Source organism: Aquihabitans sp. G128 (assembly GCF_019048865.1).
GTDB lineage: Bacteria > Actinomycetota > Acidimicrobiia > Acidimicrobiales > Iamiaceae > Aquihabitans.
Genome location: NZ_CP077604.1, coordinates 1,620,864 through 1,646,711 on the forward strand (window position 1 = coordinate 1,620,864; position 25,848 = coordinate 1,646,711).

Genomic DNA, 25,848 nt, shown 5'->3' on the forward strand with positions numbered 1-25,848 from the left:
GCCCCCCGGGGACCGTCCTCCGTACCGTGAGCGAGGACCCCATCCCCGCTCCTCCGGAGACCGCCATGGACCCGCTCCTGTTCGCCACCGCCCTCCACCGCACCACCGAGCGCCGCTCGGACATCCCTCGCGACCGGCCCGAGCGCCGCACGCCCCGGTCGGGCTCGCCCCGCAGCCGCTTCGGCCGCCGCCGGTGACCGGAGGGCCGCCGCCCGGAACGCGGGAGGCGACCGCCACGACGCCTGCCATCATCGGCACCGTGCGCACGTCGTGGGTGTCCTCGGAGCTGGTGGGCCGCCAGCGCGAGCTGGCCGCCCTCGACCGGGCCTGGGCCGAGGCCCGGGCGGGCACGCCGGCGGTCGTCCTGCTCGGCGGCGAGGCCGGCGTCGGCAAGACCCGCCTGGTCGAGGAGCTGCGCGGCACCGTCGAGGGCCACGGCGGGCGCGTCCTCGTGGGGGCCACGCCCACCCGGGGATCGGTCGCCCAGCCCTTCGCCCCGCTCACCGGCGCCCTGCGCAACCTGCTGCGCGGCCTCTCCGACGCCGAGGCCGAAGCGGTCATCGGGCCCGCCCGCAGCGACCTGGCGCGGCTCCTACCCGAACTGGGCCCGGCCGGCAACGCCCCCGCCGCGTTCGACTCGCTCACCAGCGAGCCGGCCCGGCTCTTCGAGCTGGTCCTCGGGGTCCTCCAGAGGCTGGCCGCCCGCCAGCCGTTCGTCCTCGTGGTGGAGGACCTGCACTGGGCCGAGCCGTCCACCCTCGACCTGGTCGACTTCCTGGCCCGCAACCTCTCGGCGGTGCCGGTGCTCGTGCTGCTCACCTACCGGACCGACGAGATCCACCGGACCCACCCGCTGCGCCCGGCGCTCGCCGAGCTGCGCCGCATCGCCACGGTCGACTCGCTCACCGTCGACCCGCTCGACCGCGACCAGGTCCGCGAGCTCGCCGACGCCCTCAACGGCTCACCGGTCTCCGACCTCGCCGTGGACCGCCTGGCCGAGCGGTCGAGCGGCCTCCCGTTCTTCGTCGAGGAGCTGCTCGCTGCGGACGAGTGCGTCGAGGACGGCGCCGTCCCCGCCGGGCTCCAGGACGTCCTCCAGCTGCGCATCGACGCCCTCGACCCCGAGGTGGTCGACGTGGTGCGCGCCGTGGCGGTGGGCAGCACCTCGGGCCCGGTCTCGGACCAGCTCCTGGCGTCGGTGACCGACCGCACGGGGCCGGCGCTGGCCGGGCTCCTGCGCGAGGCGACGTCGCGGCAGGTCCTCGTGGTGTCCGACGCGGGGGTCGACTTCCGCCACGCCCTCGCACGCGAGGTGGTCGAGGCCGACCTCCTGCCCAGCGAGCGGTCCTCGTTGCACGCCGCGTTCGCCGCCGGCCTCGAGCACGAGCCGGGCGCGAGCGACGACACCTCCACCACCGCCCGGATCGCGCTCCACTGGACCGAGGCCGGGGACCACCGCCGGGCCGCCTCGTGGTCCCGGCGCGCCGGCCTCGCCGCCCGCCGGGCCTACGCCTACACCGAGGCCGCCGGCCACCACCAGCGGGTGCTGGCGGCGTGGGACGGGATCGACGACGCCGCTGCGGTGGTGGGCGCCTGCCGCCTCCTGGTGGCGGTCGACGCCGCCACCAGCCTGGTCCTCGCCGGAAACCTCAGCCGGGCCCGGGCCCTGATCGAGGCCGAGCTCACGCGCGACGACGTCGACCCCGACCCGGGCCAGAGCGTCGACGACCGGTCCGACTGGCGGGCGGCGCTCACCGCCCTGTTCGGGCGGATCATGCGCTCCACCGGCGGCACCAGCGCCTCGGTCGACGTCCTCCGCGACTCCCTCGACACCTTCTCCGACCGGCCCAGCTGGCACCGCGCCCGGGTCCGCATCGAGCTGGCCCACTCACTGGCGCTCAGCGGCCGCCGCATCGAGGCCATGGTCGAGTCCCGCCAGGCGCTGGCCGAGGCGGCCGAGGTCGGCGAGCCCTCCACCATCGGCCGGGCCCAGCACGTGCTCGGCCTCGAGCTGTGCATGGCCGGCGAGACCGCAGCCGGCCTCGACCTGCTGCAGCAGGGCCTCGACACCGCCCACGCCACCGACGACGTCGACTGGATCTGCAGGGGCTACATCAACCTCAGCGACGCCCTGCGCCTCGTCGGGCGCTACGAGGAGTCCGTCGAGGCGGCGCTGGCGGGCTACGACGTGGCCATCGGCAGCGGGGTGGCCCGGTTCGCCTTCGCCCGCATGAACGCCACCGAGGCCTACATCCCGCTCGGGCGGCTCGACGACGCCCGAGCGATCATCGACGACACGACCGAGGCCCACGAGGGCCACATGGCCGAGATCCACATCGCCCTCACCCGCGGCTGGCTGGCCCTGCGACGTGGCGAGCCGGCGGGCGTGGCCGAGGAGCTGGACCGGATCGGTCCCGTCGTCGGCCGGGAGGGCAACCTCCAGTTCGACGGGGCGCTGGCCCGCAACCAGCTGGAGCTGGCCTGGCTGACCCGATCGCTCGAGGACCCGTGGCCCCGGGCGCGGGTGGTGCTCGAGCGCGACGAGCTCTCCGACCACCGCCAGTTCCACCCCGAGGTCCTCGCCCTGCTCGCCCGCCTCGACGCCGACCGGGCCCTCGATCCCCTGGCCGCCGAGGCCACGCGGGCCGGCGCGCTCGACGGGCTGGCTCGCGCGTCGACGCGCATGGCGGCGCTCGCCGACCAGCCCCTGTTCACCCTGGCGATCCCGCTGGCCACCGCGCTCGTGGCGGCGGAGCACGCCCGTGGCACCGAGGGCGTCGAAGCCGCGGCGCGCTGGGAGGAGGTCGCGGCGGTCGCCGAGGCCTGCCGGGACCCGTGGCACGAGGCCTACGCCCGCTGGCGCGCCGCCGAGTCCCACGCCCACGCCCGGCGCACGGGTCCGGCGGCGGCGCAGGCCCGCTCGGCCCACGCCCTCGCCGTCGCGATGGGTGCCGGGACGATCGAGCGGGAGGTGGTCGCGCTGGCGCGGCGGGCGCCTCGGCGAGCTCGGGACGCCGGCGGAGGGGGCGACGGCCGAGCCCCCGACGTCCGACCCGACGGCACCGGCGGTCGAGGATCCGGACGCACCGCTCCTGGCGCTGGGCCTCACCCGCCGCGAGGCCGAGGTGCTGGGCCTGGTCGCCGAGGGCCGCACCAACGGCGAGATCGGCGAGGCGCTCTACATCAGCACCAAGACCGCCAGCGTCCACGTGAGCAACATCCTGGCCAAGCTCGGGGTGTCCTCCCGGACCCAGGCCGCCGCCGTCGCCCACCGCGCCCGGCCCTGAGCGGACGGGCCGCGCGCGACGTCAGGCGATGGCGCCGGAGGCCTTCAGCTCGGCGATGCGCGCCGCGTCGAGGCCCCACTCGCCCAGGACCTCGTCGGTGTGCTGGCCGGCGTGCGGCGGCGGGCGGTCGATGCTGCCCGGGGTGCGGCTGAAGCGAGGCGCCGGGGACGGCTGGGTGACGCCCGCCACCTCGGTGAAGGTCTGCCGGTGGGCGATGTGGGGGTGCTCGGGGGCCTCGGCCATCGGCAGCACCGGGGCGAAGCACACGTCGGTGTGCTCCATGATCTCGCACCACTCGTCACGGGTCTTGCCCCGGAACACCTCGGCGAACCGGGCCTTGAGCTCCACCCAGTGCCGCTTGTCGTGCTGGGAGGGCAGCGAGGCCGGGTCGATCTCGGTGAGCCGCAGCAGCTCGGCGTAGAACTGGGGCTCGATCGAGCCGATGGACACGTACTTGCCATCTGCGGTCTCGTACGTGTCGTAGAAGTGGGCGCCCGTGTCGAGCATGTTGGTGCCCCGCTCGTCGGACCACATGCCCATGGCCCGGAACGACCACGTCATGGTCATCAGGCTGGCGGCACCGTCGACCATGGCGGCATCGATCACCTGGCCCTGGCCGGAGGTGCGGGCCTCCAGGAGCGCCGCGCACACGCCGAAGGCCAGGAGCATGCCGCCGCCGCCGAAGTCGCCGATGAGGTTGATGGGGGCCGTGGGCTGCTGGCCTGCCCGGCCCAGCGGCTCGAGGGCCCCGGCCAGGGCGATGTAGTTGATGTCGTGGCCGGCGGTGTGGGCGTAGGGGCCGTCCTGGCCCCAGCCGGTCATGCGCCCGTAGACGAGCTTGGGGTTGCGCTCGAGGCAGACGTCGGGGCCCAGGCCCAGCCGCTCCATCACGCCGGGACGGAACCCCTCCACGAGGGCGTCGGCGCCGTCGATCAGGTCGAGCACCGCGGCGACCCCGTCGGGGTGCTTCAGGTCGACGCCGACCGAGCGGCGACCCCGGGCGAGGATGTCACCGGGCGGGGTGGCGGGGTCGCCGCCGGACACGTTGCCGGAGCGGTCGATGCGGATGACATCGGCGCCCAGGTCGGCCAGGAGCATCGCTCCGTACGGGCCGGGCCCGATGCCTGCGATCTCGATGACCTTGATGCCGGAAAGGGGTCCCATGCGGGGGTTGCTCCTCGGGTTGGGGCGCGGGGTGGCGGGTGCCGACCGGGGGCCGGCGCCGTCAGCGAGCGCGGTGGGTGACGGCGGTGATGGCGTCGGCGATCCGGGGCCAGTGGGCCACCGGGAGGTCGTGGGCCATGTCGTCGATGGCGACGAAGTCGGCGCCGGCGACGAGCTCGGCGGTGCGCTGGCCGCCGCTGAAGCCGACCAGGCGGTCCTGGCGACCGTGGACCACGAGCGCCGGCAGGTCGAGGTTCGACAGGCCGTCGGCGCGGTCGCCCGAGCTGACGATGGCCAACAGCTGGCGGGGCACGCCGAGCCGGTTGATCCCCCGCTGGTGCTCGACGACGGCCCGGGCGCGAGCGCGATCGGCGTCGAAGTGGTCGGGGCTGGCGATGGCCCGAGCCATCTCGACGCTGAACTCGATGGAGGCGTCGAGGTCCTGCGGCCGCTCGGCGACCAGCACCCCGAGGATCTCGGGGTCCGGGGCCCCGACGGTGGGCTCACCGGTGGTGGACATGATCGAGGTGAGCGACCGCACGCGGCCCGGGTGCTCGATGGCGAGCGTCTGCGCGATCATGCCGCCCATCGATGCGCCCACCACGTGGGCGGCGTCGACGTCGAGGTGGTCGAGCAGGCCGATGGCGTCGGCGGCCATGTCCGAGAGGAGGTACGGCGCCTGCGAGCGGTCCCCGCCGAAGGCGGCCAGGACCGCCGCCGGCACGTCCAGGTCCGGCGTGTCGATCCAGGTGCTCTGGCCGATGTCGCGGTTGTCGAAGCGCACGACGTGGTGGCCACGAGCCACGAGCAGGGCGCAGAAGCCCTCGTCCCAGCTCAGCATCTGGGCACCGAGGCCCATGACGAGGAGGATGGTGGGATCGGCGGGATCGCCGAACGCCTCGTAGGCGATCTCGATCCCGTTGGCGGCGGCGGTGGGCACGGCGCTCATGCTGCCACATTGACCGAGCGGTCAAGAAGTGCCGGCAGGCTCCGCCAACCAACGGGTGGTGGCCCCGTCGAACCGGGTGCGTCGGGCACCCACCGCAGCGGGCGAGGCCCCGCCCGGCAGGCCGGCGACCACGGCCGCCACGGTCTCCTCCAGGTCGTCGCCCACGACGGCGTCGACGATGCCGAGTTGCAGCAGGTCCGTGCTGGTGAGGCCCAGCCGGCCCGCCACCTCCGGGGCCCTGGCGGCGTCGCGCTCGAGGATGGCGGCGGCACCCTCGGGGCCGATGACGGAGAAGACCGCGTGCTCCTGCACGAGGAGCCGGTCCGTCGCGGCCAGGGCCAGCGCACCACCGCTGCCCCCCTCGCCCACGCAGACCGCGACCGTCGCCGTGGGCACCGCGGCGAGGGCGGCGAAGGTGCGGGCGATCTCGGCGGCGATGCCGTCGTTCTCCGAGGCCGGCGACGGGTCGGCACCCGAGGTGTCGACGAACGACACCACCGGCAGGCCGAGCCGACCGGCCAGGGCGATCCCCCGCTGGGCCAGCCGGAACCCGGCCGGCTTCGGCTGGCCACCCTTGGCGTAGCGGTCGTTCGCCAGCACCACCACCCGCTGGCCGCCAACCGTGGCGATGGCCACCCGGAGGGCCGGGTCGACCCCGAGGCCGAGCTCGGTCCACGACGACGATGCGGCCGCCGCCACCTGGATGCCGCTCGGTCGACCCATCCGGCGTGCCGCCCGCACCTCGGCCCACGCCGGCTCGACGGGGCCATCGGACGGGCGCACCGGGCGGATGGGGTTCGGTGGCGCAACGGTCGAGAGCGGCGCCAGCTCGAGGCCGAGCGCGGCGCGCACCCAGGCCTCCAGGGCCTCGGCCGGGAGCACGGCGTCGACCAGCCCGGCGGCGAAGGCCGACTCGGCGGTGTGGCTGGACCCGTCGACCTCGTGGCCGGCGGTCTGCTCGAGCACGCGAGGCCCGGCGAAGCCGATGGTGGCGCCCGCCTCGGCGACCCGCAGGTCGGTGAGCGAGCCGTACGACGCGAACACCCCGCCGGTGGTGGGCGACCGGTGCACCGAGATCGAGAGCAGCCCGGCGGCGCGGTGGCGCTCCACGGCGGCGGCGGTGCGGGCCAGCTGGACCAGCGAGACCATGCCCTCCTGCATGCGGGCCCCGCCCGAGCGAGTCACCACCACGACGGGGAGCTGCGCCTCGACCGCGCGGTCGAACGCCCGCACGACCTTCTCGCCGTGCACGAGGCCCATGGACCCGCCGATCACGTCGAAGTCGCCCTCGACCAGCACGAAGCCGTCGCAGCGGCCGGTGCGCACCGACTCGTGGTCCAGGGCCGCCAGCTTGGCCGCGTAGCCGGGGAACGAGAGCGGGTCGGCGCTGCGCAGGCCCACGTCCCACTCCTCGATGAGGGGGGAGAACATCGGGAGATCCTGCCCGGCGGCCCCGCCCGGCTCCCAAACCGGACCGGCCTCGTCCGGCCCCCACCTTTCCCCTGCCTGGCCCGCCGTCCGCGGGATCCATCGGCCAAACGCCGCCGTCGAGCGTGATTCGGTGGCCTCTCGGCGTTCACAGCGCCGTAATGCAGTTCCCCCTACGATGCCTCCACCCCTGGTCGCGGGAGAGCCGGGGTCCGTTCCCACCTCTGGAGACCTGATGCACCGCACCCTTCGTCGCCCTCTCGCCGCCGGCCTCGGCCTGGCCCTCGTCTTCGGAGCGGTCGCCTGCGGGAGCAGCGACAGCGGCGGCGCTTCCAGCGACGGCGGCTCCGGCGGCACCACCCTCAAGGTCTGCTCGGACATGCCCTACGAGCCCTTCGAGGCGCCCGGCAAGGGCCCCCGCGGCCTGAAGTACACCGGCTTCGACATCGAGCTGCTCGACGCCATGGCCCAGACCGAGGGCGACAAGCTCGACATCACCGACTCCGACTTCGACACGATCTTCGCCTCGGTCAACGCCGGCACGTGCGACGTCGTCGCCTCGGCGGTGACCATCACCCCCGAGCGCGAGAAGAACAGCCTCTTCACCGAGCCGTACTTCGACGCCGACCAGTCGCTGCTGGTGCCGTCGGACAGCAAGGTCAAGACCCTGGACGACCTGGCGGGCGAGACCATCGGCGTGCAGACCGGCACCACCGGCGAGAGCTACGCCAACGACCACAAGCCCGACGGGGCGACGGTCAAGGCGTACCCCGACGCCGCCGGCCTGTTCGCCGCCATCAACGCCGACCAGATCGACGGCATCCTGCAGGACCTCCCGGTGAACAGCGACCGCGCCACCAAGGACGACACCGTCAAGGTGGTCACCACCATCCCCACCGGCGAGCAGTACGGCTTCGTGGTGGCGAAGGACGACAAGGACCTCCAGACCAAGCTGGACAAGGAGCTCAAGGCGGTCCGTGACGACGGCACCTACGAGAAGCTGTTCAAGAAGTACTTCCCGAACGCCGGCTGACGTCGCCTGATGAGGGGCATGGAGCAGCGATGAGCGACCAGCCCGTGGCCGAAGCACCGCAGCTCGGGGACGTGAGCGTCCCCGAGCTGTACCGGTCCGGTCGCGCCAAGCAGCGGCGCTCGCAGCGCAACCGGATCATCAGCTACGTCGTCGGCATCGCCGTGGTGGCCACCGTCGTCCTCGCAGGAGACTGGGGGAAGATCCAGCGGCTCTACTTCAGCCCGGGGCGGGCCAAGGACCTGTTCCCGGAGATCCTCACGATCGCGACGAAGAACACGCTGCTCTACACCGCCGGTGCGTTCATCGGTGGCGTGAGCATCGGCTTGGTCATGGCCGTGATGAAGATGAGCCCGATCCGGCCCTACCGGTGGTTCGCCACCGCCTACATCGAGGTCTTCCGCGGGCTGCCGGCCCTGCTCACCATCTTCATCGTCGGCTACGGCGTGCCGACGGCGTTCGGCACGCAGTTCCCGACCATCATCGGCGTGGGGACGGCCGGTCCGATCGCCCTGGCCCTGGTCGCCGGGGCCTACCTGGCCGAGACGCTCCGAGCGGGCGTCGAGGGGGTGCCCCGGGGCCAGCTCGAGGCCGCCCGGTCCCTGGGCCTCTCGCAGGCGCAGACCATGCGCACGGTCGTCGTCCCCCAGGCCTTCCGACTGGTCATACCGCCGCTCACCAACGAGCTGGTCCTCCTGCTCAAGGACACCGCGCTGCTCTCGCAACTCGGGACCACCGCAGCGACGGTCGAGCTGACCAAGTTCGGCAAGGACCAGTTCCAGATCGACTTCAACGGCACGCCGTTCATCGCCGCCGGCGTGATGTACCTCATCATCACCATCCCCCTCACGCGGCTCGCGGCGGCGCTCGAACGGAAGCTGAAGGCCAGCCGATGACCGTCCCCGCCATCGAGCTGGTCGACCTGCACAAGGCCTACGGCAGCAACGAGGTGCTCAAGGGCATCGACCTGGTGGTGGAGGCCAAGCAGGTCGTCTGCATCATCGGCGCCTCGGGGTCGGGCAAGTCCACCCTGCTGCGCTGCGTGAACCGGCTCGAGGAACCGACCGGCGGCCACGTCCTGATCGACGGCGTCGACATCACCCACCCGGACTGCGACCTCGACCTCGTGCGCCGCAACATCGGGATGGTGTTCCAGCAGTTCAACCTGTTCCCCCACCTCACCGCGCTCGGCAACGTCACCATGGCCCAGCGCAAGGTGCTCAAGCGCAGCGAGGCCGAGGCCAACGCCAACGGACGGGCCGTGCTCGAGCGGGTCGGCCTGGCCGAGAAGGCCGACGCGTTCCCGTCCCAGCTCTCCGGCGGCCAGCAGCAGCGGGTGGCCATCGCCCGGGCGCTGGCCATGGACCCCGAGATGATGCTCTTCGACGAGGCCACCAGCGCCCTCGACCCCGAGCTGGTGGGCGACGTGCTCGAGGTCATGCGATCCCTGGCCGCCGACGGCATGACCATGCTGGTGGTCACCCACGAGATGGGCTTCGCCCGCCGGGTGGCCGACCACGTGGTCTTCATGGACCAGGGCGTCATCTGCGAGCAGGGCCCGCCCGAGCAGGTGCTGGAGCACCCGGCCACGCCGCGCCTCCAGCAGTTCCTCCAGCAGGTCCTGGAGCACTGAGGCGGCCGGCCTGGGCGGCCGGCGCCGATCGGCCGCTCAGGCCGGGACGGTGCGGACGACGGCCGAGGCGCGGACCTTGCCGTCGGCCACCAGCCACACCGACGCCACGTCGCCGTCGACCGTGCAGCGCAGCTCGACCACGTCGTCGGGCGAGGTGGCGTCGGGGTACTCGAGCGCCGCCAGCTCGGCCCGCAGCCCCCGGCGCGACAGCTCGTCCTCGACCGCTGCCCACGTCGCCGCGTTGTTGACGTGACCCAGCGAGTCCAGGTCGGTGGAGCGCAACGGCCACGGACGGACGTCGGCGCCCTCGGCCGGCGGCCCGTGCTGGAGCCGGGCCTTGACCTCTCGCCCGCCGGCGGCTTCGTCGTAGGTGGCGTGGAACTCGGCGGTGAGCTTGGCCGGCCGCCCCGTCGCCGGATCCAGGAACACCCAGAGGGCGGCCACCTCCACCAGTCCCCCGTCGGCGCCCACCAGTCGGGTGCGGCGCTCGGCCCACCGGCTCCCGTGGCCGCCGCTGAAGGTGGTGAGCGAGACCACCTCGCCGAGCACGATCGGCCGCCGCACCACGACCACGGTGCGGCGCACCACCCACGGCGCCATGGGGTCGTGGCCGGCGTCGCGGGTGTCGTCGTTGGCGATGTCCTGCAGGTACCGGGCGGTGGCGTCCAGCCGGAGGTGCCCGTCGACGTCGGTGTCGCCCCACCGGACCCGGCGCTCGGTGGTGAAGGTGCGCCCCGTCGTCGGCACCGGCACCAGCTCCGGTTCGGTCGGGTCTGCGGGGAGCTCGGCCATGGTGGCGCCGAACCTAGCGGCGAGGCGGGCGTCGTCCGCCGAGGGCAGGATGGGGCCGTGGCGTGGGATTGCCCCCAGTGCGGTCGCCGGTTCGCCCGGCGAGGCCAAGGCCACGAGTGCGCGCCCGCCATGGACCTCGACGAGTACTTCTCCACCGGGCCCGCCCACGAGCGCCCGGTCTTCGACGCGGTGATGGCGGCGCTCGAGCCGGTCGGCCCCGTGCACGTCGAACCGGTGTCGGTGGGCATCTTCCTCAAGCGGGCCCAGACCTTCGCCCAGCTCCGCCCGATGACCCGCTGGGAGTCCCTGTCGTTCTGGCTCCCCCGCGAGGAGCGACACCCGCTGATCACCCGCAAGGTGAACCGCTACGGCGACCGCTGGTGGCACGTGGCCAACGTCCGCGACCCCACCGACGTCGACGATCGCCTCGCCACCTGGCTGGCCGAGGCCTACCACCTCGCTCCCGAGTAGCCGGACGCGCGCACCGTCGCCTCCCCGGAACCGGGCTGCGGACCTGCCGTCGGAGCGACCGGGTCCCACCCCTTCCCGCCGTCGCTGCAGCGGTGGGGTCAGGTCGGGGCGGGCTCGAAGACCATCTGGTCGAGCTCCCAGAAGGCCCGGAGCGAGCGGACCTTGCCGGCGGCGTCCACGCAGTAGATGGCGATGCCCGGCACCAGGGCCTGGGAGCCGTCGGGGAAGCGGTTGACGATGGTGATGACGTTGGCCACCTCGTCGCCGCCGGCGTAGGAGGCGTGGATGCGCATCTGCACCGGGTTCGGGGCGATGACGGTGTCCCAGAACGCCGCCCGGGCCTCCGGGCCGCGGTGGCCATCGCCCACCTCGTCGAACATCGAGGGGCCCACCGGGTCCTGGACCACGGCGTCCTCCGCGAAGATGCCGAGCCACGCCTCGCGGTCGCCCGCCTCCACCGCGGCGCGAGCGCAAGGAGGCCGCTCGGGCGGAGCGGTCGTCGTCGGCCGGGAACGGCAGGTCGAGGATGGTCGGGGTGCTCACGCGGCGGACTCCTGGCGGAAGGGGGCGATGACGGTCTCGGCGAACCAGCGGATGCTGGCCTCCTGGTGGGCGAGGTCGTTGGGGTCGCCGCCACCCATGAAGTACCAGGGCACGGTGATGATGCCGGTCAGGCCGATCTCGGCCAGGTCGCGCATGGCCTCCACGGTGGCGGGCACGAGCGGCGTGGCCTGGATCTCGAAGGGGGCGTCGGCGCGGCCCTCGGCATCGAGCGCCACCCAGATGCGCTGCACCAGCGACGCCAGCTCGTCGCGGTCGGCCTGGGCGCCGATCCACCCGTCACCCACCCGCGCCGCCCGGGCGATGCCGGCGTCGCTGTGGCCGCCCACGTGGATCGGCACGCCCGGTCCCGGCGCCGGCTCCATGCGGAGGCGGTCGAAGTCGTAGTGGTCGCCGTGGTGCTCCACCCAGCCGCCGGCGAGGCAGGCCCGGATCACGTCGATCTGCTCGTCGAGCCGCTTGCCCCGGGTCTTCTTCTCCTGGCCCAGCCAGCGGAACTCCTCGGGGATCCAGCTCAGGCCCACGCCGAGCGCGATGCGGCCGGGGAACATCGACGCCATCGATCCGACCGCCTTGGCCACCAGGAGCGGCTCGCGCAGCGGCGTCTTGAGCACGTTGGTGACGAAGCTCAGGCGCTCGGTGGCCGCCGCCATGGCGGGGATGGCCACCAGCGGATCGACGAACGGCGTGTCCGCCGGCCAGAACCGCTCGCCGTCGGGCGTGTAGGGGTACTTGGCCGACACCTGCTCCGGGAAGAAGACCGAGTCGGGCACGGCCACCGCGTCCCAGCCCGCCTCGTCGGCGATCTTGGCGAGGGGCACGATCCGCTCGGGAGGCGTCATGGCGAGGGCCAGGGTGAACTTCATGGCCCGATTCTGACGCATCGTCAGATGTCGCGCCCCATGGGCCGTTCGGACCCTTCCTCGAGCCGCCGGCAGGTGGATGCCCGGCCCCCGTCGAACCGCGCCGGGTCAGCCGGGGTGAAGGCGGTGGTCGTCCGTACCTGACATCGCCATCAGATATTGTTTGGACAACAACGTCTGCTCCCCACTGACGACAAAGCTGAGGGCCCCCCCGTGGCACGACGATTCTGGACCGACGAGCAGCTCACGGGCTTCCTGCAGGAAGCCGCCGAGGCCACCGGTCAACCGCTCCGGTACGGCAACTACCGCCAATGGGCCGCCGGCCACGAGGACCGGCCGTCGCCGGACACCATCGTCCGCTGCCTCGGGCCGTGGGTGGTGGCCCTCGCCGCCGCCGGCCTGCAGGTCGACCGCCGTCGCGGCGTGTACCGCCTCCAGACCCCCGACGGGGCCACCCGCGACACCTGACCGACGGTCGCTCGGCGACCTCGCCCCGCAACGCACGAGGCCCGGCTCCCTGTGGAGCCGGGCCTCGTCCGTTCCTCACGAGTGGAGCTAAGGGGAATCGAACCCCTGACCTCTTCCATGCCATGGAAGCGCTCTACCAACTGAGCTATAGCCCCGTGGGAGTTGCCAACATAGTGCCGCCGATCGCGGCCCTCCAAGTCGGAACGCCCTACTCGGCGCTGCCCTCGGCAGCGCCTCCGCCGGTGCTCCCGGCGACGCCCGCCGGGCGGGTCCAGGCCACGCGTGGGACGTCGGACCAGAGCCGTTCGAGGTCGTAGTAGGTGCGGGTCTCGTCGAGGAACACGTGCACCACGAGGTCGCCGTAGTCCATGAGGATCCAGCGGGCGTCGTCGAGCCCCTCGACCCGGATGGGCTTGCCGCCGCCACCGTCGCCGATGCGCACCTCGACCTCGTCGACGATCGAGCGCACCTGGCGGGTGCTGCTGCCGGAGGCGATCACGAAGTGCTCGCACACCGCCAGCACCGGCCCGACCTCGAGGATCACCACGTCGGAGCCACCCTTGGCGTCGGCGGCGAGGGCCGCTTCGACGGCCCAGCGGGCGTCATCGGTGGGTTCGGGCATCAGGGTCCTCCGGGAGCGGTGGTGGTGGTCGACGAGGTGAAGACGGGCTGGCCGGGGACCGTGGTGGTGGTCGTCGTGGCCACCTGGTCACCGAGCAGGTCCTTGCCCAGGATGACCGTCACGCCGATGTTGTCGGGGGCGGCCGGGTCCTGGCGGACCTTGCCCGTCGCCCCCAGTCCAGCACGCAGGAGGTCGGCGTACGCCTTCTGCGTCGGGTCGGCGTAGACGATGTCGGTCTTGGCCGTGCCGAACGAGGGGCCGTTGCCCACCACCGCGACCGTGCCCTTGAACCCCACCACCTGCTTGATGATGTCGTTGGGGATGTCGGCCGCCGCCACGCCGTTGAGCAGCCGCACCGCCACCCGGGAGCCCGGCGACGCCGCGTCCGGAGCGGGGACCGCATCGGTCATGAGGGTGTTGACGGCGTTGGCGTCGGGCACGTAGCGCAGCGACTGGCCCTCGCCGGTGAAGGCCCCGGGCAGGGTGGCGTAGGTGACGTTGCCCTTGGCCAGCTGCCGGGCGAACTGGCCGATGCCCGTGGTGCTCTCCCCCGGCACGGCGTCGGCCTTGGTGGACGACGCCACCGCCGCCAGCCACGAGCGCCACAGCTGCTCCTGGCGGAAGAAGCGGGCGGTGTCGTCCTCGCCCTCGCGAGCAGCGGCGAGGTACGGGCCGACCTGGGTGGCGGGCACCTCGACCGGGCCGGTGGGCAGCTCCGTGCCGCCGAGGTCCAGCGGATCGGAGTTGTCGAGCCCCAGCGGGGCGACGGGGTCGACCACGCGCTCCCAACCGGCCTGGTCGAGCTGGATGACCTGGTCGATGCCGACGTTGAGGATGGCGGCGGTCTGGCGGGCGAGCTGGCCGTTGGCCTTGTCGACCGGCGCGGTGGCCACCATGGAGTAGGCGGTGCGGAGCCGGTCGACACCGAAGCCGGTGCGCACGACCTTGGTGTCGAGCGGGATGAACACCACGGTGCCCCCGGTCTCGCCGCCGAGGGACAGGAAGGTCAGGTTCACCGGCAGGCCGGTGGTGGCGTCCTTCTGGATCAGCAGCGCGGTGGGCGTGGAGCTGACCAGCTCCTCGTAGCCAGGGTCGCCGGGCTTGGCACCGCCGTTGGCCAGCTTGCCGTCGGTGCTGCTGGTGACGAGCCGGTAGCCGGTGCGGCCGAGCAGCGGGATGGCCACCACCAGGGCGACCAGCGACACGGCGAAGGCCGTGCGCCGCCACCACGGCGGGCGAGGCGGCGCCGAGGTGCGGCGGCGCCGGTCGGCCGGGCCCTCGTCGAGGTGGACGGGGTCGCGCAGGGCGGCCGACACCACGCGGGCCTCGCCGGTGTCGTCGATGCCCACCCGGGCGACGTCGGGGCTCCCGGTGCGCACCGGTGGGGCCGATGCCGGGGCGACCGGCCCCGCTGCGGGAGCGGGGGCGGGGGCATCGCCCGCCGGAGCAGCAGGAGCCGCCGGCGCGCCGGCCTCGGCGGCAGCGTCGCGATCGAGGTCCGGGATGCGCGACAGCGCCGAGCGCAAGCTCTCGCGAGGTGCGGTGGCGGAGGTCGGCGGCACGGCGGCGGCGGGCAGGCCGAGGGCACGGCCACGGAAGGCCGGATCGGGGCGGTTCCGCCGGGCGGGGCGCGGCGGCGGCTCCGAGGTCATCGGGTCAACGATAGAGCCCACGCTCGGAGATGCAGGTCACCACGGCCGCCGGCGTGAGGTAGTCGATCGACCGTCCGTCGCCCACGCGCTGGCGCAGCTCGGTGCTGGAGATCTCCAGCTCGGGGATGTCGATCCTCGTCCACGAGAAGCCGTCGTCGATGGGCGTGGGCGTGCCCGGCCGGTCGACCACCACCAGGTGGGCCTGCCGGGCCACCTCGTCGTGGCGGTCCCAGGTGGCGAAGCCGGCGGCGGCGTCGTTGCCGAGGACCAGGAAGAGCTCGGCCTCGGGCGCCTCCTCGTGCAGCGCCGCCAGGGTGTCGGCCGTGTAGCTCAGCCCGCCCCGTCGGATCTCCAGGTCGCTGGCCACGAGGCCCTCGGTGCCGGCCACCGCGGCCTGGACCATGGCCAGCCGGTCCTCGGCGCCGCTGATGCGGCGGGCCCCGACCTTCTGCCACGGGGCGTTGGCGACGACCAGCAGCACCTCGTCGAGCCCGAGCGCCTGGCGGGCGTCCAGGGCGGCGACCAGGTGGCCGATGTGGGGCGGGTCGAAGGTTCCCCCCGAAGACGCCGATCCGTCGGGCCCCTCCGCTCCGAACCATCACCAGGCCCCCGCTGACCTGGCGACGGCACCGCCGGTGACCCGTGTCACCTGGTGCTCGGGAAGAAGGTACGGGGTAGTCACGGTTCGAAATTACCTGGAAGCAACTTGGCGCACCGACCTTGCGATCGAGGACGGTCCGCCGGGAATGGGTGAGAGCCCTCAACGGTTGAAGAGGCAGTCATGAGCGATTCGGTTGGTCAATACCTCAACGAGATCGGTGCGGTGGCGCTGCTCACCGCCGAAGAAGAGCGAGAGCTGTCGCAGATCATCGAGCGCGGCGTCGCGGCACGAGAGCGCATCGCCGCAGGTGAGGGGTCCCTCGAGGACCGCCGCCTCGACCGTTCCGCGGCCCGCGCCAAGGACCGGTTCATCCGGGCGAACCTCCGGCTGGTGGTGAGCATCGCCCGCCGCTACCCGCTGCCCCCCCGGCATGGAGCTGCTGGACCTCGTCCAGGAGGGCAACCTCGGCCTGGAGCACGCCGTCGACAAGTTCGACTGGCGCAAGGGGTTCAAGTTCTCCACCTACGCCACCTTCTGGATCCGCCAGGCCATCGGCCGAGCCCTCGACCAGAAGGCCAGCCTCGTCCGCCTGCCGGGCGACCGGTCCGCCAGCCTCCGTGCGGCGCTCCGCCAGGTCTCCGGCGACGGTGACGAGCTGGACGACGAGCACGCTCGCCTCCACCGCCTCGCCACCCCCACCTCCCTCGATCGGGTCGTGGGCGACGACGACGGGTCCGAGCTCGTCGACCTCCTGGCCGACGACAACCCCGGTCCCGAGGACCTGGCGCTGGCCAACGAAGAGGACCGCATGGTCACCGGCCTGCTGGACGTCCTGGACGGTCGGGCCCGCTTCGCGGTCGAGCAGCGCTTCGGCCTGCACGACGGCCGCAAGCGGTCCTACCGAGAGGTCGGCGAGGAGCTCGGCGTGACCGCCGAGGCCGCCCGCCGCATGGTCAAGCGAGCGGTCAACGCCGTCCGCACCGAGGCCGCCTCCCGGATCGACGCCGCCTGATCCACCCGGTCGTCGGGCGCAGAGCAGAACCCGCTTTGCGCCCGTCGCCCTCGTGGACCACGCTTTTCCCGTGACTGCCGCCCCGTCCACCTGGTCCCCGAGCTCTTGGCGCGACCGGACCGCCTCCCAGCAACCCGACTGGCCGGACGAGGCCGCCCTCGACGCCGTCCTCAAGCAGATGGGCACCATGCCCCCGCTGGTCTTCGCCGGCGAAGCCCGGGCGCTCACCACGCAGCTCGGCGCGGTGGCCAACGGCGAGGCCTTCCTGCTCCAGGCGGGTGACTGCGCCGAGTCCTTCGACGCCTTCGGCGCCGATGCCATCCGCGACAAGTTGAAGGTCATCCTCCAGATGGCCGTGGTGCTCACCTACTCCTCGGGCGTGCCCACCGTGAAGGTCGGGCGCATCGCCGGGCAGTTCGCCAAGCCCCGATCCTCGCCCACCGAGACCATCGGCGACCTCGTGCTGCCGTCGTTCCGGGGCCACCTGGTCAACGACATCACGCCCACCGAGGCGGCTCGCATCCCGGATCCCAACCGGCTGCTGCAGGCGTACCACCAGTCGTCGAGCACGCTGAACCTGCTCCGAGCCTTCACCAAGGGCGGCTACGCCGACCTCCACCAGGTCCACACCTGGAACCAGGAGTTCGTGGCGTCGAGCAACGAGGGCCGCCGCTACGAGCGGGTGGCCGACGAGATCGACCGCGCCCTGCGCTTCATGAAGGCGTGCGGGATCGACACCACCACCCAGCCCCACCTCCACGAGGTCGACTTCTTCACCTCCCACGAGGCGCTGGTGCTCGGCTACGAGGAGGCCCTCACCCGGCAGGACTCCATCACCGGCGAGTGGTACGACTGCTCGGCCCACATGGTGTGGATCGGCGAGCGCACCCGTGAGCTCGACGGGGCCCACGTCGAGTTCTTCTCGGGCATCAACAACCCCATCGGGGTCAAGCTGGGCCCCACGGCCACGCCGGAGGAGGCCCTCGCCCTGTGCGAGCGCCTCAACCCCGAGCGCATCCCCGGCCGGCTCACCTTCATCAGCCGCATGGGCGCCGCCAAGATCGAAGCCGGCCTCGCCCCGCTGCTCGCCGCCGTGCGAGACGCCGGGCACCCGGTGGTCTGGCAGTGCGACCCCATGCACGGCAACACCTTCACCGCAGCCGACGGCCACAAGACCCGCGCCTTCGACGACATCCTCGCCGAGATCGCCGGGTTCTTCGCCGCCCACGCCAGCGAGGGCACCTGGCCCGGCGGCGTGCACGTCGAGCTCACCGGCGACGACGTGACCGAGTGCCTCGGCGGCGCCGAGGAGATCCTCGACACCGACCTCGGCTCGCGCTACGAGACCATGTGCGACCCCCGCCTGAACGGTCGCCAGTCGATCGACCTCGCGTTCGCGGTCGCCGAGCTGCTGCGGGCCTGACCCCGGTCGGGCCCCGGCCGCCCTCGTACACTCGCCCGGTGCACGGGGGGCTCTGGGGACGGCTGTGGGCGCGAGACCGCCCGGCGGTGGCGGTGTGCGCCGTCGCCTCGCTCATAGCGACCGTGCTGTGGCGCGGCGTCACCCGGCCCATGGCCGACACCGTCAGCTACCGACAGGCTGCCGACCTGCTGCTGCACGGCTGGCCGTCGCTGCCGGACCGGACGCCGGGCTACCCGCTGCTGCTCCTCGCGACCGGCTCCCACCACGGGTCGAGCCACCTGCTCTTCGCCGTGCAGCTGGCCATGCACCTGGTGACGGTGGCCCTCGTGGTCGACGTGGCGCGGCGCCACGGCGTCGGCCGCACCGGCCGGACGGTGCTGGCGGCGCTGCTGGTGACGCCGCCGGTGCTGCTGCGGGTGGTCTACGAGGGCACCGAGGGCTTCTCGGCCTTCCTGCTCACGGTGGTCTTCTGGCTGGCCGTGACCCCCGGTCGCCCGGACCGGCGGCTGGCCCGGGCGCTGGCGGCCGGCGGGCTGATCGGCTTCGCAGCCCTGGTGCGGCCCACCTTCGCCCTGCTCTTCGTGCCGGTCGCCGTGGTCGCCGCCCTGCCCGAGAGGGTCGCTCGCCCACGCACCGCACACCGCACCCGCCGGTCGCGCATCGCCGTAGCTCCGGCGCTGGCGGTGGCGCTGCCGGCGCTGGCGGTGGTGATGGCGCTGTCGGCCTACAACGGGGTGCGGTTCGACTCCTACGGCATGACGCCGCTGATGCCGTACCACCTGAGCTCGCGGACCAGCCCGTACGTGGAGGACCTGCCTCGCTCCTACGAGCCGGCGCGGTCGGTGCTCATCCGCGAGCGCGACGCCGCCCTGCTGCGCGGGGAGTCGTCGGCGCCGGGGAACTTCATCTGGCGGGCCCGACCGGCGCTGGCCCGGGCCACCGGCCTGCAGGGCCCCGCCCTCGACCGCTACGTGCTGCGCATGGACCTCGAGCTGATCCTGCACAACCCCTTCGGCTACGTCGACACCGTGAAGACCGCCTCGGTCAACTACGCCAACATGGACTCCCAGCCGGCGATCCTCGGGCTCGGCCGGGGACCGGCGCAGGTCCAGGAGGCCCTGCACCTGCTCCTGCTCGCCGCCTTCCTCGGCCTCCTCGCCCTCGTGCCGGGGCTCGCCCTCGTGGGCCAGGTCCCCCGCCGCACGGCCCGGGTGCTCCTGGTGGGCCTCGCCCTGTGCCTGTACACCGGTGCGGTCTCGGTCATGGTCGAGACCGGCACGGCCCGGCTGCGCTCCCCCTCGGAGCCGATCCTGGCCCTCCTGCTGGTGCTCTCGGCCTCGCTCGCGCACCCGCACCTGGCTCGGCTGCGCCACCCGAAGGGTTGATCCGAGACCGTCCGCACCTGGCCGCGGCCGTGCATTGTTGACCGCGACGCTCAAGATTTGGGATCGTGGTGGGGAATTGTTGACTCCCCGGGTCGGTTATGCCTCCGTGGAGTTCGCCGCAACCGGAAGGCACCCCAATGCTCCAGCGTGAGATCGATCCCGGCCAAGCCGCCGACATCGAGAAGTTCGAGCGGGTCCTGGCCGGCTACCTGGCCGGCGAGGTCGACGAGGACGTGTTCCGCGTCTTCCGCCTGACCAACGGCATCTACGGCCAGCGCCAGGGCGGCCACAACCAGATGCTGCGGGTGAAGATCCCCTACGGCGGCGTCACCCCGGAGCAGCTCGACCTGTTCGGCCGCCTGGCCGACGAGTACTCCCGTGGCTGGGGCCACATCACCACCCGGCAGAACATCCAGGTGCACTACGTCGCCTTGGAGCGGGTGCCCGACGCCATGCGCGAGCTGGCCTCGGTGGGGCTCACCACCCGGGAGGCGTGCGGTGACACCGTCCGCAACGTCATGGGCTGCCACCTCGCCGGCGCCTGCCCCCACGAGAAGCTCGACATCACCGCCTGGGCCCAGGCCACCTACGAGCACTTCGTCCGCAACCCCATCGGCCAGCGCCTGCCCCGGAAGTTCAAGATCAACTTCTCCGGCTGCGAGACCGACTGCGGCCAGGCCATGTTCAACGACGTGGGCATCATCGGCGCCTCCCGCACCCTCGAGGACGGCACCGTCGAGCTCGGCTTCCGGGTCTTCGTCGCCGGCGGCCTCGGCGCCAACCCGTTCCCGGCGCTGGCGCTGGAGGACTTCACGCCGCGCGAGGAGCTGCTGCCCACCATCGAGTCCGTCCTGCGGGTGTTCAACAGCACCGGCAACCGCGACAACAAGCTCCGCGCCCGCATGAAGTGGGTCGTCCAGACCCTCGGGTGGGAGGAGACCCAGCGCCGCATCCTCAAGGAGCGCAAGTTCCTGCTGGCCTCGTCCACCTGGCCGGGTGGCATCCCCGCCGAGGTGCAGAAGCACGGCGACGCCCCCGCCGGCGTGTCGGTCACCGTCACGCCCACGGCCATCGGCCAGGGCACCCCGGTCACCCTCCGCTCGAACGACCCCTACGAGCGCTGGGACGACGCCAACGTCGTCCGCGGCACCGCCAAGGGCACCGTGTCGGCCATCGCCTGGGCCAAGCTCGGCGACATCACCTCGGACCAGTTCCGAGCCCTCGCCTCGATCCAGCGGGAGTTCGCCGCCGAGGTCCGCCTCACCAACCGGCAGAACGTCGCCTTCCTCGGTCTCACCGAGGAGCAGCTCCCGAAGCTGTACGCCCGCCTGCAGGCCATCGGCATGGCCGAGGCCGGAGCCGAGCTCTCCCGGGACGTCGTGTCCTGCCCGGGCGCCGACACCTGCAACCTGGCCGTCACCCAGTCCCGCGGCCTGGCCGACGCCATCGCCCTGCGCCTCGAGGAAGAGGGCCTGGCCGACGTCGGCGGCATCCGCACCAACATCTCCGGCTGCACGAACTCCTGCGGCCAGCACCACATCTCCGACATCGGCTTCTCCGGTGCCGAGCGACGGGCCCACGGCCGGTCGGCCCCGGGCTACACGATGCTGCTCGGCGGCTACGTCGGCGAGGAGCAGGTGCACTTCGGCGAGCGGGCCCTGCGCCTGCCGGCCAAGAACGCCCCCGAGGCCGCCGTCCGCGTCGTGCGCCGGTTCAGCACCGAGCGCGAGGCCGGCGAGTCCTTCCGCTCGTGGATGGACCGCTCCGGCGGCGTCAAGACCCTGGGCGCCGAGCTCAAGGACCTCGACGAGTTCCCCACCTTCGAAGAGGCCCCGGACTTCTACGTCGACTACGCCGAGACCGGTCCGTACGTGGCCGAGGTCGGCGAATCGGAGTGTGCGACGTGACGCTGCTGGACCAGCCCACCGAGACCCCCATCCGCTCGCTCAAAGGCCGATCTGGAGCCCGCATGAGCCTTCCGGACACGCACCGGACCGACTACTCCGACGCCGAGCTGGCCGAGCTCAACGACGAGTTCGAGCGCCTCCCGGCCTCCAAGATCATCCAGTGGGGCGTCGACAACTTCGGCCACCACCTGGCCATGAGCGCCTCGATGACCGACTCCGTGCTGATCGACCTCGCCACCAAGATCGACCCCGCCATCGAGGTCATCTTCATCGACACCGGCTACCACTTCCCGGAGACGTTGGCCACGGTGGAGCAGGTCCGCCGGCGCTACGGGCTCAACCTGCGGATGATGACCGTCGCCCGCCAGGAGGAAGAGCTCTGGCAGGCCGACCCGGAGAACTGCTGCTCGGCGGTGAAGGTCGGCCAGCTCGACCGCGCCCTCGCCAGCAAGGACGCCTGGATGAGCGGGCTGCGCCGCAAGGAGGCCGCCACCCGGGAGTCGGCCCCCATCGTGTCCCGCGACCTCCGTGGCCTGGTGAAGCTCAACCCCATCGCCAACTGGACCGACCAGGACGTCGACGACTACATCGCCCAGCACGACATCATCGTCAACCCGCTGACGCTGCAGGGCTACCCGTCGATCGGCTGCATGCCCTGCACCACCCCGGTGGCCCCCGGCGAGGACCCTCGCGCCGGCCGCTGGCGCAACTCCGACAAGACCGAGTGCGGCCTGCACCTGTCCTGAGCAGGTCCGCCAGGCGGTGGTCTCGACCCTCGGCGAGCCGGGCGCCGTCGCCAGAGCCCGTCTGGGGCGTCAGCGCTTCTGGGAGATGGTGAGCCCGTCGGCCACGGCGAGCAGCACGGTCTGCACGCGATCGTCCGACGCCGCCCGGGCGTTGTAGGCCCGCAGCGCCTTGGTGGCGTCGTCCTGGTCCGAGGCGTCGGTGATGGCGCCGCCCCACAGGGTGTTGTCGGCCACGATCCAGCCGCCGGGCCGCACGCGGGGCACCAGCTCCTCGTAGTACGACGAGTAGCCGGTCTTGTCGGCGTCGATGAACGCCAGGTCGATCACCGGGTCGGGCGGCAGCGCCTGGAGCGTCTCGATGGCCGGGGCGATGCGCAGGTCGATGCGATCGGCCACGCCGGCCTCCTCCCACGCCTCGCGGGCGATGGCGGTCCACTCCTCGCTGACGTCGCAGCACAGCAGGCGGCCGCCGTCGGCCAGGCCCCGGGCCACGCACAGCGCCGACGAGCCGGTGAAGGTGCCGACCTCGACGGCGTTGGTGACGCCGGCGAAGCGGGTGAGCATGGTGAGGAACGCCTGCTGGTCCGGGGCGACCTGCATGGTCGCCCGGCTGCCGAGCGCCGCGGTGCGCTCGGTGAGGCGGGCCATGACCGGGTCGACCTTGGCGCTGTGGTCGACGACGTAGCCCCACAGGGCGTCGTCGAGGAGGAACGGGCGGTTGCTCATCGAGCGATCCCCGCCCCGGCGCCGGCGCTCACTGCTGGTACCCCTCGACCACCTTGACGTCTCGGACGTCGGAGGTGTCGGGCTGGTCGTACTGGCGCTTGGCCCGGCGCTGGCGGAGCAGGTCCCAGCACTGGTCGAGCGTCTCCTCGAGGTGGGCGAGGCGGTCCGGGTCGGGCTCGCCGGACGAGCGGACCTCGTGCTCCTCGGCCACCAGCGCGTCGATGGTGGCGATCAGTTCGGCGTCGGCCATGGGATGGCTCCTCGGGTCGGGTGCCCTGGACCGTACCGGCGGCAGGTGCGGTCGCGCGCCCGATCCGCCCGGCGGGCGCACCGAGCCGGCGATATGGTCCGCCCGAACCCCAGGAGGCTCCCCCATGACCGAGATCCACGGCACCGCCAAGCCCGGCTTCGAGGCGCTGCGCGCCCAGTTCGCCAAGAACTTCGACGACGGGCTCGAGCGAGGGGCGAGCGTGGCGGTCACGCTGCACGGCGAGCCGGTGGTCGACCTCTGGGCCGGCGACGCCGACGGCGAGGGCACCCCGTGGCAGCAGGACACCATCGTCAACGTGTGGTCCACCACCAAGACCATGGCGGCCACCTCCCTGCTGATCCTGGCCGACCGGGGCGAGCTCGACCTCGACGCCCCCGTGGCCGACGTGTGGCCCGAGTTCGCCGCCAACGGCAAGGACCGCATCACCACGGCCCAGATCATGGGCCACACGGCCGGCCTGTCGGGCTGGGACCCGGCCATCGAGCCCGCCGACCTCTACGACTGGGACAAGGCGGTCTCGGTGCTCGGCGCCCAGGCGCCGTGGTGGGAGCCCGGCACCGCGTCCGGCTACCACGCGCTCACCCAGGGCTACCTCGAGGGCGAGGTGGTGCGCCGGGTGAGCGGGCGCACCATCGGCACGTTCTTCCGCGAGGAGGTCGCCGAGCCCCTCGGCGCCGACTTCCACATCGGGCTCCCCGAGTCCGAGGAGCACCGGGTCGGCGAGATGGTCCCGCCCGGCGTGGGCCTCGGCGGCGACCTGAGCGCAGCGGGCGTCGACCTGACCTCGGTCGCGGTCCGCACCCTCCTCTCGGCCCCCATCACCGGCGCGGAGTGCAACACCCGGGAGTGGCGGGCCGCCGAGATCCCCGCAGCCGGCGGCACCGGCAACGCCCGGTCCGTGGCGCGGGTGCACTCGATGCTGGCCAACGGCGGCACCGTCGACGGCGTCACCCTGCTCTCCCCCGCCGGCGTCGAACGCATCCTGGTGGAGCAGGCCCACAACCAGGACCTGGTGCTGGGCATGAAGATGCGCATGGGCACCGGGTTCGGGCTCATGAACGACCTGATCCCGTTGAGCCCGAACCCCCGCTCCTTCTTCTGGGGCGGCTGGGGCGGCTCGATCGCGGTCACCGACCTCGACGCCGGCCTCTCGGTGGCCTACGTCATGAACAAGATGGCCGACGGGCTGGTGGGCGACCTGCGCGGCGCCATGCTCGTCTTCGCCGCCTACCAGGGCCTCGCCGAGCAGGGCTGAGCTCGCGCCGACCGCGAGGCGACCCGGGCTCAGATCGCCCGGCCGGCCGCCGCCCAGTACTCGTCCTTGAGGAGCCGCTTGTAGAGCTTCCCGGTGGGGTGCCGGGGCAGCTCGTCGCGGAAGTCCACCGTGCGCGGGCACTTCACGTCGGCCAGGTGGGCCCGGCAGTGGGCGATCAGCTCGGCGGCCAGCTCGGGCCCGGCGGCGGCCGGATCGACCGGCTGGACCACGGCCTTCACCGCCTCGCCGAAGTCGTCGTCGGGGATCCCGAACACCGCGGCGTCGGCCACCGCCGGGTGCATGGCCAGGATGTTCTCGGCCTCCTGGGGGTACACGTTCACCCCGCCCGTGATGATCATGTACGCCTGGCGATCGGTGAGGTAGAGGAAGCCGTCCTCGTCCACCCGCCCCACGTCGCCCAGCGTGCTCCAGCCCTTCGGGTGCCGGGACTTCGCCGTCTTCTCCGGGTCGTTGTGGTACTCGAAGGCCGCCGCGCTCTCGAAGTAGATGGTGCCGGGCGTGCCCACCGGGACCTCCTCGCCGTCGTCGTCGCAGATGTGCATGGGGCCGAGGATGCTCTTGCCCACGGTGCCCGGGTGGGCCAACCACTCCTCGCTGTTGCAGTACACGAAGCCGTTGCCCTCGGTGCCCGCGTAGTACTCGTGCACGATGGGGCCGAACCACTCGATGATCTGCTGCTTGGCCGGCACCGGGCAGGGGGCGGCCGCGTGGACGATGACCTCCATGGACGAGACGTCGTAGCGGTCCCGCACCTCCTGGGGGAGCTTCAGGAGGCGGATGAACATGGTGGGCACCCACTGGCTGTGGGTGATGCGGTGCTCCTGGATCAGCGCCAGCGCCGTCTCCGGGTCGAAGCGCTCCATGACCACGACGGTGCCACCCGCCTGGTGCGCCGACATCGAGAAGCGCAGCGGCGCGGCGTGGTACATCGGCGCCGGCGAGAGGTAGCGCATCTCCTCCCCGAAGCCGAGCAGGCCCATGGCGAGCAGGGTCACGCCGGTGGGCGTCTCGAGCGGCACGCCGGCGAAGCGGATCTCGACCCCCTTGGGCTTGCCGGTGGTGCCCGAGCTGTAGAGCATGTCGACGCCCGCCTGGCGGTCCGGCAGCGGCTCCGCAGGCTGGGCGGCGATGGCGTCCTCGTAGCGCTCGAAGCCCGGCAGGTCGCCGTCGAGGACGAACCGGGCCTCCACCTTGGGCGTGGCCTCGGTGACGGCCGCGGCCTGCTCGCCCGTGTACGCCGAGGCGATGAGCACCCGGGCGTCGCAGTCGTCGACGATGTACGCGAGCTCCTCGGGCGTGAGGCGAGTGGAGGCGAAGGTGTAGATCAGCCCGGCGTAGTGCGCGCCCCACGCCAGCTCCAGGAAGCGCACGTGGTTCTCCACGCAGATCGCCACGTGGTCCCCCGGCTGGAGCCCGAGCGAGCGGAACAGGTTCGAGAGGCGGTTGGCCCGCTCGTCGAGCTCGCCGTAGGTCAGGGCTTCCCCCGACCCCGCCATCACGATGGCCGGTCGGTCGGGGGCGGTCGCGGCGTGGATCCCGGGGTGCATGCCCGGACCGTACCCAGCGCTGCGGGACCGTGCT

At 72.9% G+C, this 25,848-nt stretch carries 25 protein-coding genes, 1 tRNA gene and 2 pseudogenes; 15 read left to right on the forward strand and 13 right to left on the reverse strand.

What is annotated here, in order from left to right:
- Positions 1 to 26 precede the first annotated feature (26 nt).
- The 3 genes and pseudogenes from KSP35_RS07720 (at position 27) to KSP35_RS25685 (ending at position 3,287) form a co-directional block, all read left to right on the forward strand.
- On the forward strand, positions 27 to 197 hold the full coding sequence (locus KSP35_RS07720) for a hypothetical protein (protein ID WP_217000591.1): 171 nt from the start codon (positions 27 to 29) through the stop codon (positions 195 to 197).
- A gap of 92 nt (positions 198 to 289) precedes the next feature.
- A pseudogene (locus tag KSP35_RS24130) lies at positions 290 to 751 on the forward strand (ATP-binding protein); the annotation flags it as partial.
- Positions 752 to 3,125: 2,374 nt separating this feature from the next.
- Positions 3,126 to 3,287 carry a response regulator transcription factor gene (locus KSP35_RS25685; RefSeq protein ID WP_371748963.1) on the forward strand — a complete coding sequence of 54 codons (162 nt, stop codon included), beginning with the start codon at positions 3,126 to 3,128 and terminating at the stop codon, positions 3,285 to 3,287.
- 21 nt (positions 3,288 to 3,308) lie between these two features.
- On the opposite strand, the gene KSP35_RS07730 is transcribed toward KSP35_RS25685, so the two are convergent.
- From KSP35_RS07730 to KSP35_RS07740, 3 genes are all read right to left on the reverse strand, one after another.
- Positions 3,309 to 4,451 carry a CaiB/BaiF CoA-transferase family protein gene (locus KSP35_RS07730; RefSeq protein ID WP_217000593.1) on the reverse strand — a complete coding sequence of 381 codons (1,143 nt, stop codon included), beginning with the start codon at positions 4,449 to 4,451 and terminating at the stop codon, positions 3,309 to 3,311.
- Between the two features lie 61 nt (positions 4,452 to 4,512).
- Positions 4,513 to 5,400, reverse strand: a complete 888-nt coding sequence (locus tag KSP35_RS07735; RefSeq protein ID WP_217000595.1) for an alpha/beta fold hydrolase — start codon at positions 5,398 to 5,400, stop codon at positions 4,513 to 4,515.
- 21 nt (positions 5,401 to 5,421) lie between these two features.
- Entirely contained in the window at positions 5,422 to 6,831 is a 1,410-nt protein-coding gene (locus KSP35_RS07740; RefSeq protein ID WP_217000597.1) for a carboxyl transferase domain-containing protein, read from the reverse strand.
- A gap of 232 nt (positions 6,832 to 7,063) precedes the next feature.
- Between KSP35_RS07740 and KSP35_RS07745 the strand changes: the two genes are divergently transcribed.
- The 3 genes from KSP35_RS07745 to KSP35_RS07755 are packed head-to-tail and all read left to right on the forward strand — an operon-like array spanning position 7,064 to position 9,491.
- On the forward strand, positions 7,064 to 7,861 hold the full coding sequence (locus KSP35_RS07745; RefSeq protein ID WP_217000599.1) for a transporter substrate-binding domain-containing protein: 798 nt from the start codon (positions 7,064 to 7,066) through the stop codon (positions 7,859 to 7,861).
- A gap of 29 nt (positions 7,862 to 7,890) precedes the next feature.
- Complete coding sequence (locus KSP35_RS07750) at positions 7,891 to 8,754, forward strand: amino acid ABC transporter permease (RefSeq protein WP_217000601.1); 864 nt, start codon at positions 7,891 to 7,893, stop codon at positions 8,752 to 8,754.
- Positions 8,751 to 9,491 carry an amino acid ABC transporter ATP-binding protein gene (locus KSP35_RS07755; RefSeq protein ID WP_217000604.1) on the forward strand — a complete coding sequence of 247 codons (741 nt, stop codon included), beginning with the start codon at positions 8,751 to 8,753 and terminating at the stop codon, positions 9,489 to 9,491. The genes KSP35_RS07750 and KSP35_RS07755 overlap by 4 nt, the downstream gene beginning before the upstream one ends.
- Positions 9,492 to 9,527: 36 nt before the next feature.
- On the opposite strand, the gene KSP35_RS07760 is transcribed toward KSP35_RS07755, so the two are convergent.
- Positions 9,528 to 10,283, reverse strand: coding sequence for an acyl-ACP thioesterase domain-containing protein (locus tag KSP35_RS07760; protein WP_217000606.1), 756 nt, complete (start codon positions 10,281 to 10,283; stop codon positions 9,528 to 9,530).
- Positions 10,284 to 10,412: 129 nt separating this feature from the next.
- Here KSP35_RS07760 and KSP35_RS07765 point away from each other — a divergent pair, with 129 nt between their 5' ends.
- Positions 10,413 to 10,754, forward strand: a complete 342-nt coding sequence (locus tag KSP35_RS07765) for a DUF5655 domain-containing protein (protein WP_217000608.1) — start codon at positions 10,413 to 10,415, stop codon at positions 10,752 to 10,754.
- A gap of 98 nt (positions 10,755 to 10,852) precedes the next feature.
- Here the strand turns inward: KSP35_RS07765 and KSP35_RS07770 are convergent, their stop codons facing one another.
- Positions 10,853 to 11,212: a nuclear transport factor 2 family protein gene (locus KSP35_RS07770; RefSeq protein ID WP_217000609.1), complete on the reverse strand. Its 360-nt coding sequence runs from the start codon at positions 11,210 to 11,212 to the stop codon at positions 10,853 to 10,855.
- 81 nt (positions 11,213 to 11,293) lie between these two features.
- Entirely contained in the window at positions 11,294 to 12,181 is an 888-nt protein-coding gene (locus tag KSP35_RS07775; protein ID WP_217000611.1) for a TIGR03619 family F420-dependent LLM class oxidoreductase, read from the reverse strand.
- Positions 12,182 to 12,391: 210 nt separating this feature from the next.
- Between KSP35_RS07775 and KSP35_RS07780 the strand changes: the two genes are divergently transcribed.
- Complete coding sequence (locus tag KSP35_RS07780) at positions 12,392 to 12,646, forward strand: homing endonuclease associated repeat-containing protein (protein WP_217000613.1); 255 nt, start codon at positions 12,392 to 12,394, stop codon at positions 12,644 to 12,646.
- Positions 12,647 to 12,728: 82 nt separating this feature from the next.
- Here the strand turns inward: KSP35_RS07780 and KSP35_RS07785 are convergent.
- The 4 genes from KSP35_RS07785 to nadD all read right to left on the reverse strand — a co-directional run bounded on the left by KSP35_RS07785 (position 12,729) and on the right by nadD (position 15,455).
- Positions 12,729 to 12,801: transfer RNA gene (locus KSP35_RS07785), tRNA-Ala, on the reverse strand.
- Positions 12,802 to 12,854: 53 nt separating this feature from the next.
- Positions 12,855 to 13,268, reverse strand: a complete 414-nt coding sequence (rsfS, locus tag KSP35_RS07790) for a ribosome silencing factor (RefSeq protein WP_217000615.1) — start codon at positions 13,266 to 13,268, stop codon at positions 12,855 to 12,857.
- On the reverse strand, positions 13,268 to 14,920 hold the full coding sequence (locus KSP35_RS07795; RefSeq protein ID WP_217000617.1) for a hypothetical protein: 1,653 nt from the start codon (positions 14,918 to 14,920) through the stop codon (positions 13,268 to 13,270). Before KSP35_RS07795 ends, rsfS begins: the two co-directional genes overlap by 1 nt.
- A gap of 4 nt (positions 14,921 to 14,924) precedes the next feature.
- Entirely contained in the window at positions 14,925 to 15,455 is a 531-nt protein-coding gene (nadD, locus tag KSP35_RS07800) for a nicotinate-nucleotide adenylyltransferase (protein ID WP_217002170.1), read from the reverse strand.
- 246 nt (positions 15,456 to 15,701) lie between these two features.
- Here nadD and KSP35_RS24140 point away from each other — a divergent pair.
- The 6 genes and pseudogenes from KSP35_RS24140 to KSP35_RS07825 form a co-directional block, all read left to right on the forward strand.
- Positions 15,702 to 15,761: pseudogene (locus KSP35_RS24140) on the forward strand (sigma-70 factor domain-containing protein); the annotation flags it as partial.
- A gap of 190 nt (positions 15,762 to 15,951) precedes the next feature.
- Positions 15,952 to 16,533, forward strand: coding sequence for a sigma-70 family RNA polymerase sigma factor (locus tag KSP35_RS07805; RefSeq protein WP_254127037.1), 582 nt, complete (start codon positions 15,952 to 15,954; stop codon positions 16,531 to 16,533).
- A 70-nt stretch (positions 16,534 to 16,603) separates the two neighbouring features.
- Positions 16,604 to 17,956: a class II 3-deoxy-7-phosphoheptulonate synthase gene (locus tag KSP35_RS07810; RefSeq protein WP_217000619.1), complete on the forward strand. Its 1,353-nt coding sequence runs from the start codon at positions 16,604 to 16,606 to the stop codon at positions 17,954 to 17,956.
- A 38-nt stretch (positions 17,957 to 17,994) separates the two neighbouring features.
- Positions 17,995 to 19,341: a hypothetical protein gene (locus KSP35_RS07815; RefSeq protein WP_217000621.1), complete on the forward strand. Its 1,347-nt coding sequence runs from the start codon at positions 17,995 to 17,997 to the stop codon at positions 19,339 to 19,341.
- A gap of 137 nt (positions 19,342 to 19,478) precedes the next feature.
- Positions 19,479 to 21,248, forward strand: coding sequence for a nitrite/sulfite reductase (locus KSP35_RS07820; protein ID WP_217000623.1), 1,770 nt, complete (start codon positions 19,479 to 19,481; stop codon positions 21,246 to 21,248).
- On the forward strand, positions 21,245 to 21,994 hold the full coding sequence (locus KSP35_RS07825) for a phosphoadenylyl-sulfate reductase (RefSeq protein WP_217000625.1): 750 nt from the start codon (positions 21,245 to 21,247) through the stop codon (positions 21,992 to 21,994). The genes KSP35_RS07820 and KSP35_RS07825 overlap by 4 nt, the downstream gene beginning before the upstream one ends.
- 69 nt (positions 21,995 to 22,063) lie before the next feature.
- Here KSP35_RS07825 and KSP35_RS07830 read toward each other — a convergent pair whose 3' ends face one another.
- Complete coding sequence (locus KSP35_RS07830; RefSeq protein WP_217000627.1) at positions 22,064 to 22,720, reverse strand: O-methyltransferase; 657 nt, start codon at positions 22,718 to 22,720, stop codon at positions 22,064 to 22,066.
- Positions 22,721 to 22,748: 28 nt separating this feature from the next.
- On the reverse strand, positions 22,749 to 22,970 hold the full coding sequence (locus KSP35_RS07835; RefSeq protein ID WP_217000629.1) for a DUF2630 family protein: 222 nt from the start codon (positions 22,968 to 22,970) through the stop codon (positions 22,749 to 22,751).
- Between the two features lie 124 nt (positions 22,971 to 23,094).
- Between KSP35_RS07835 and KSP35_RS07840 the strand changes: the two genes are divergently transcribed.
- Positions 23,095 to 24,246, forward strand: a complete 1,152-nt coding sequence (locus KSP35_RS07840; protein ID WP_217000636.1) for a serine hydrolase — start codon at positions 23,095 to 23,097, stop codon at positions 24,244 to 24,246.
- A 29-nt stretch (positions 24,247 to 24,275) separates the two neighbouring features.
- On the opposite strand, the gene KSP35_RS07845 is transcribed toward KSP35_RS07840, so the two are convergent.
- On the reverse strand, positions 24,276 to 25,814 hold the full coding sequence (locus tag KSP35_RS07845; protein ID WP_217000638.1) for an AMP-binding protein: 1,539 nt from the start codon (positions 25,812 to 25,814) through the stop codon (positions 24,276 to 24,278).
- Between the last annotated feature and the right edge of the window lie 34 nt (positions 25,815 to 25,848).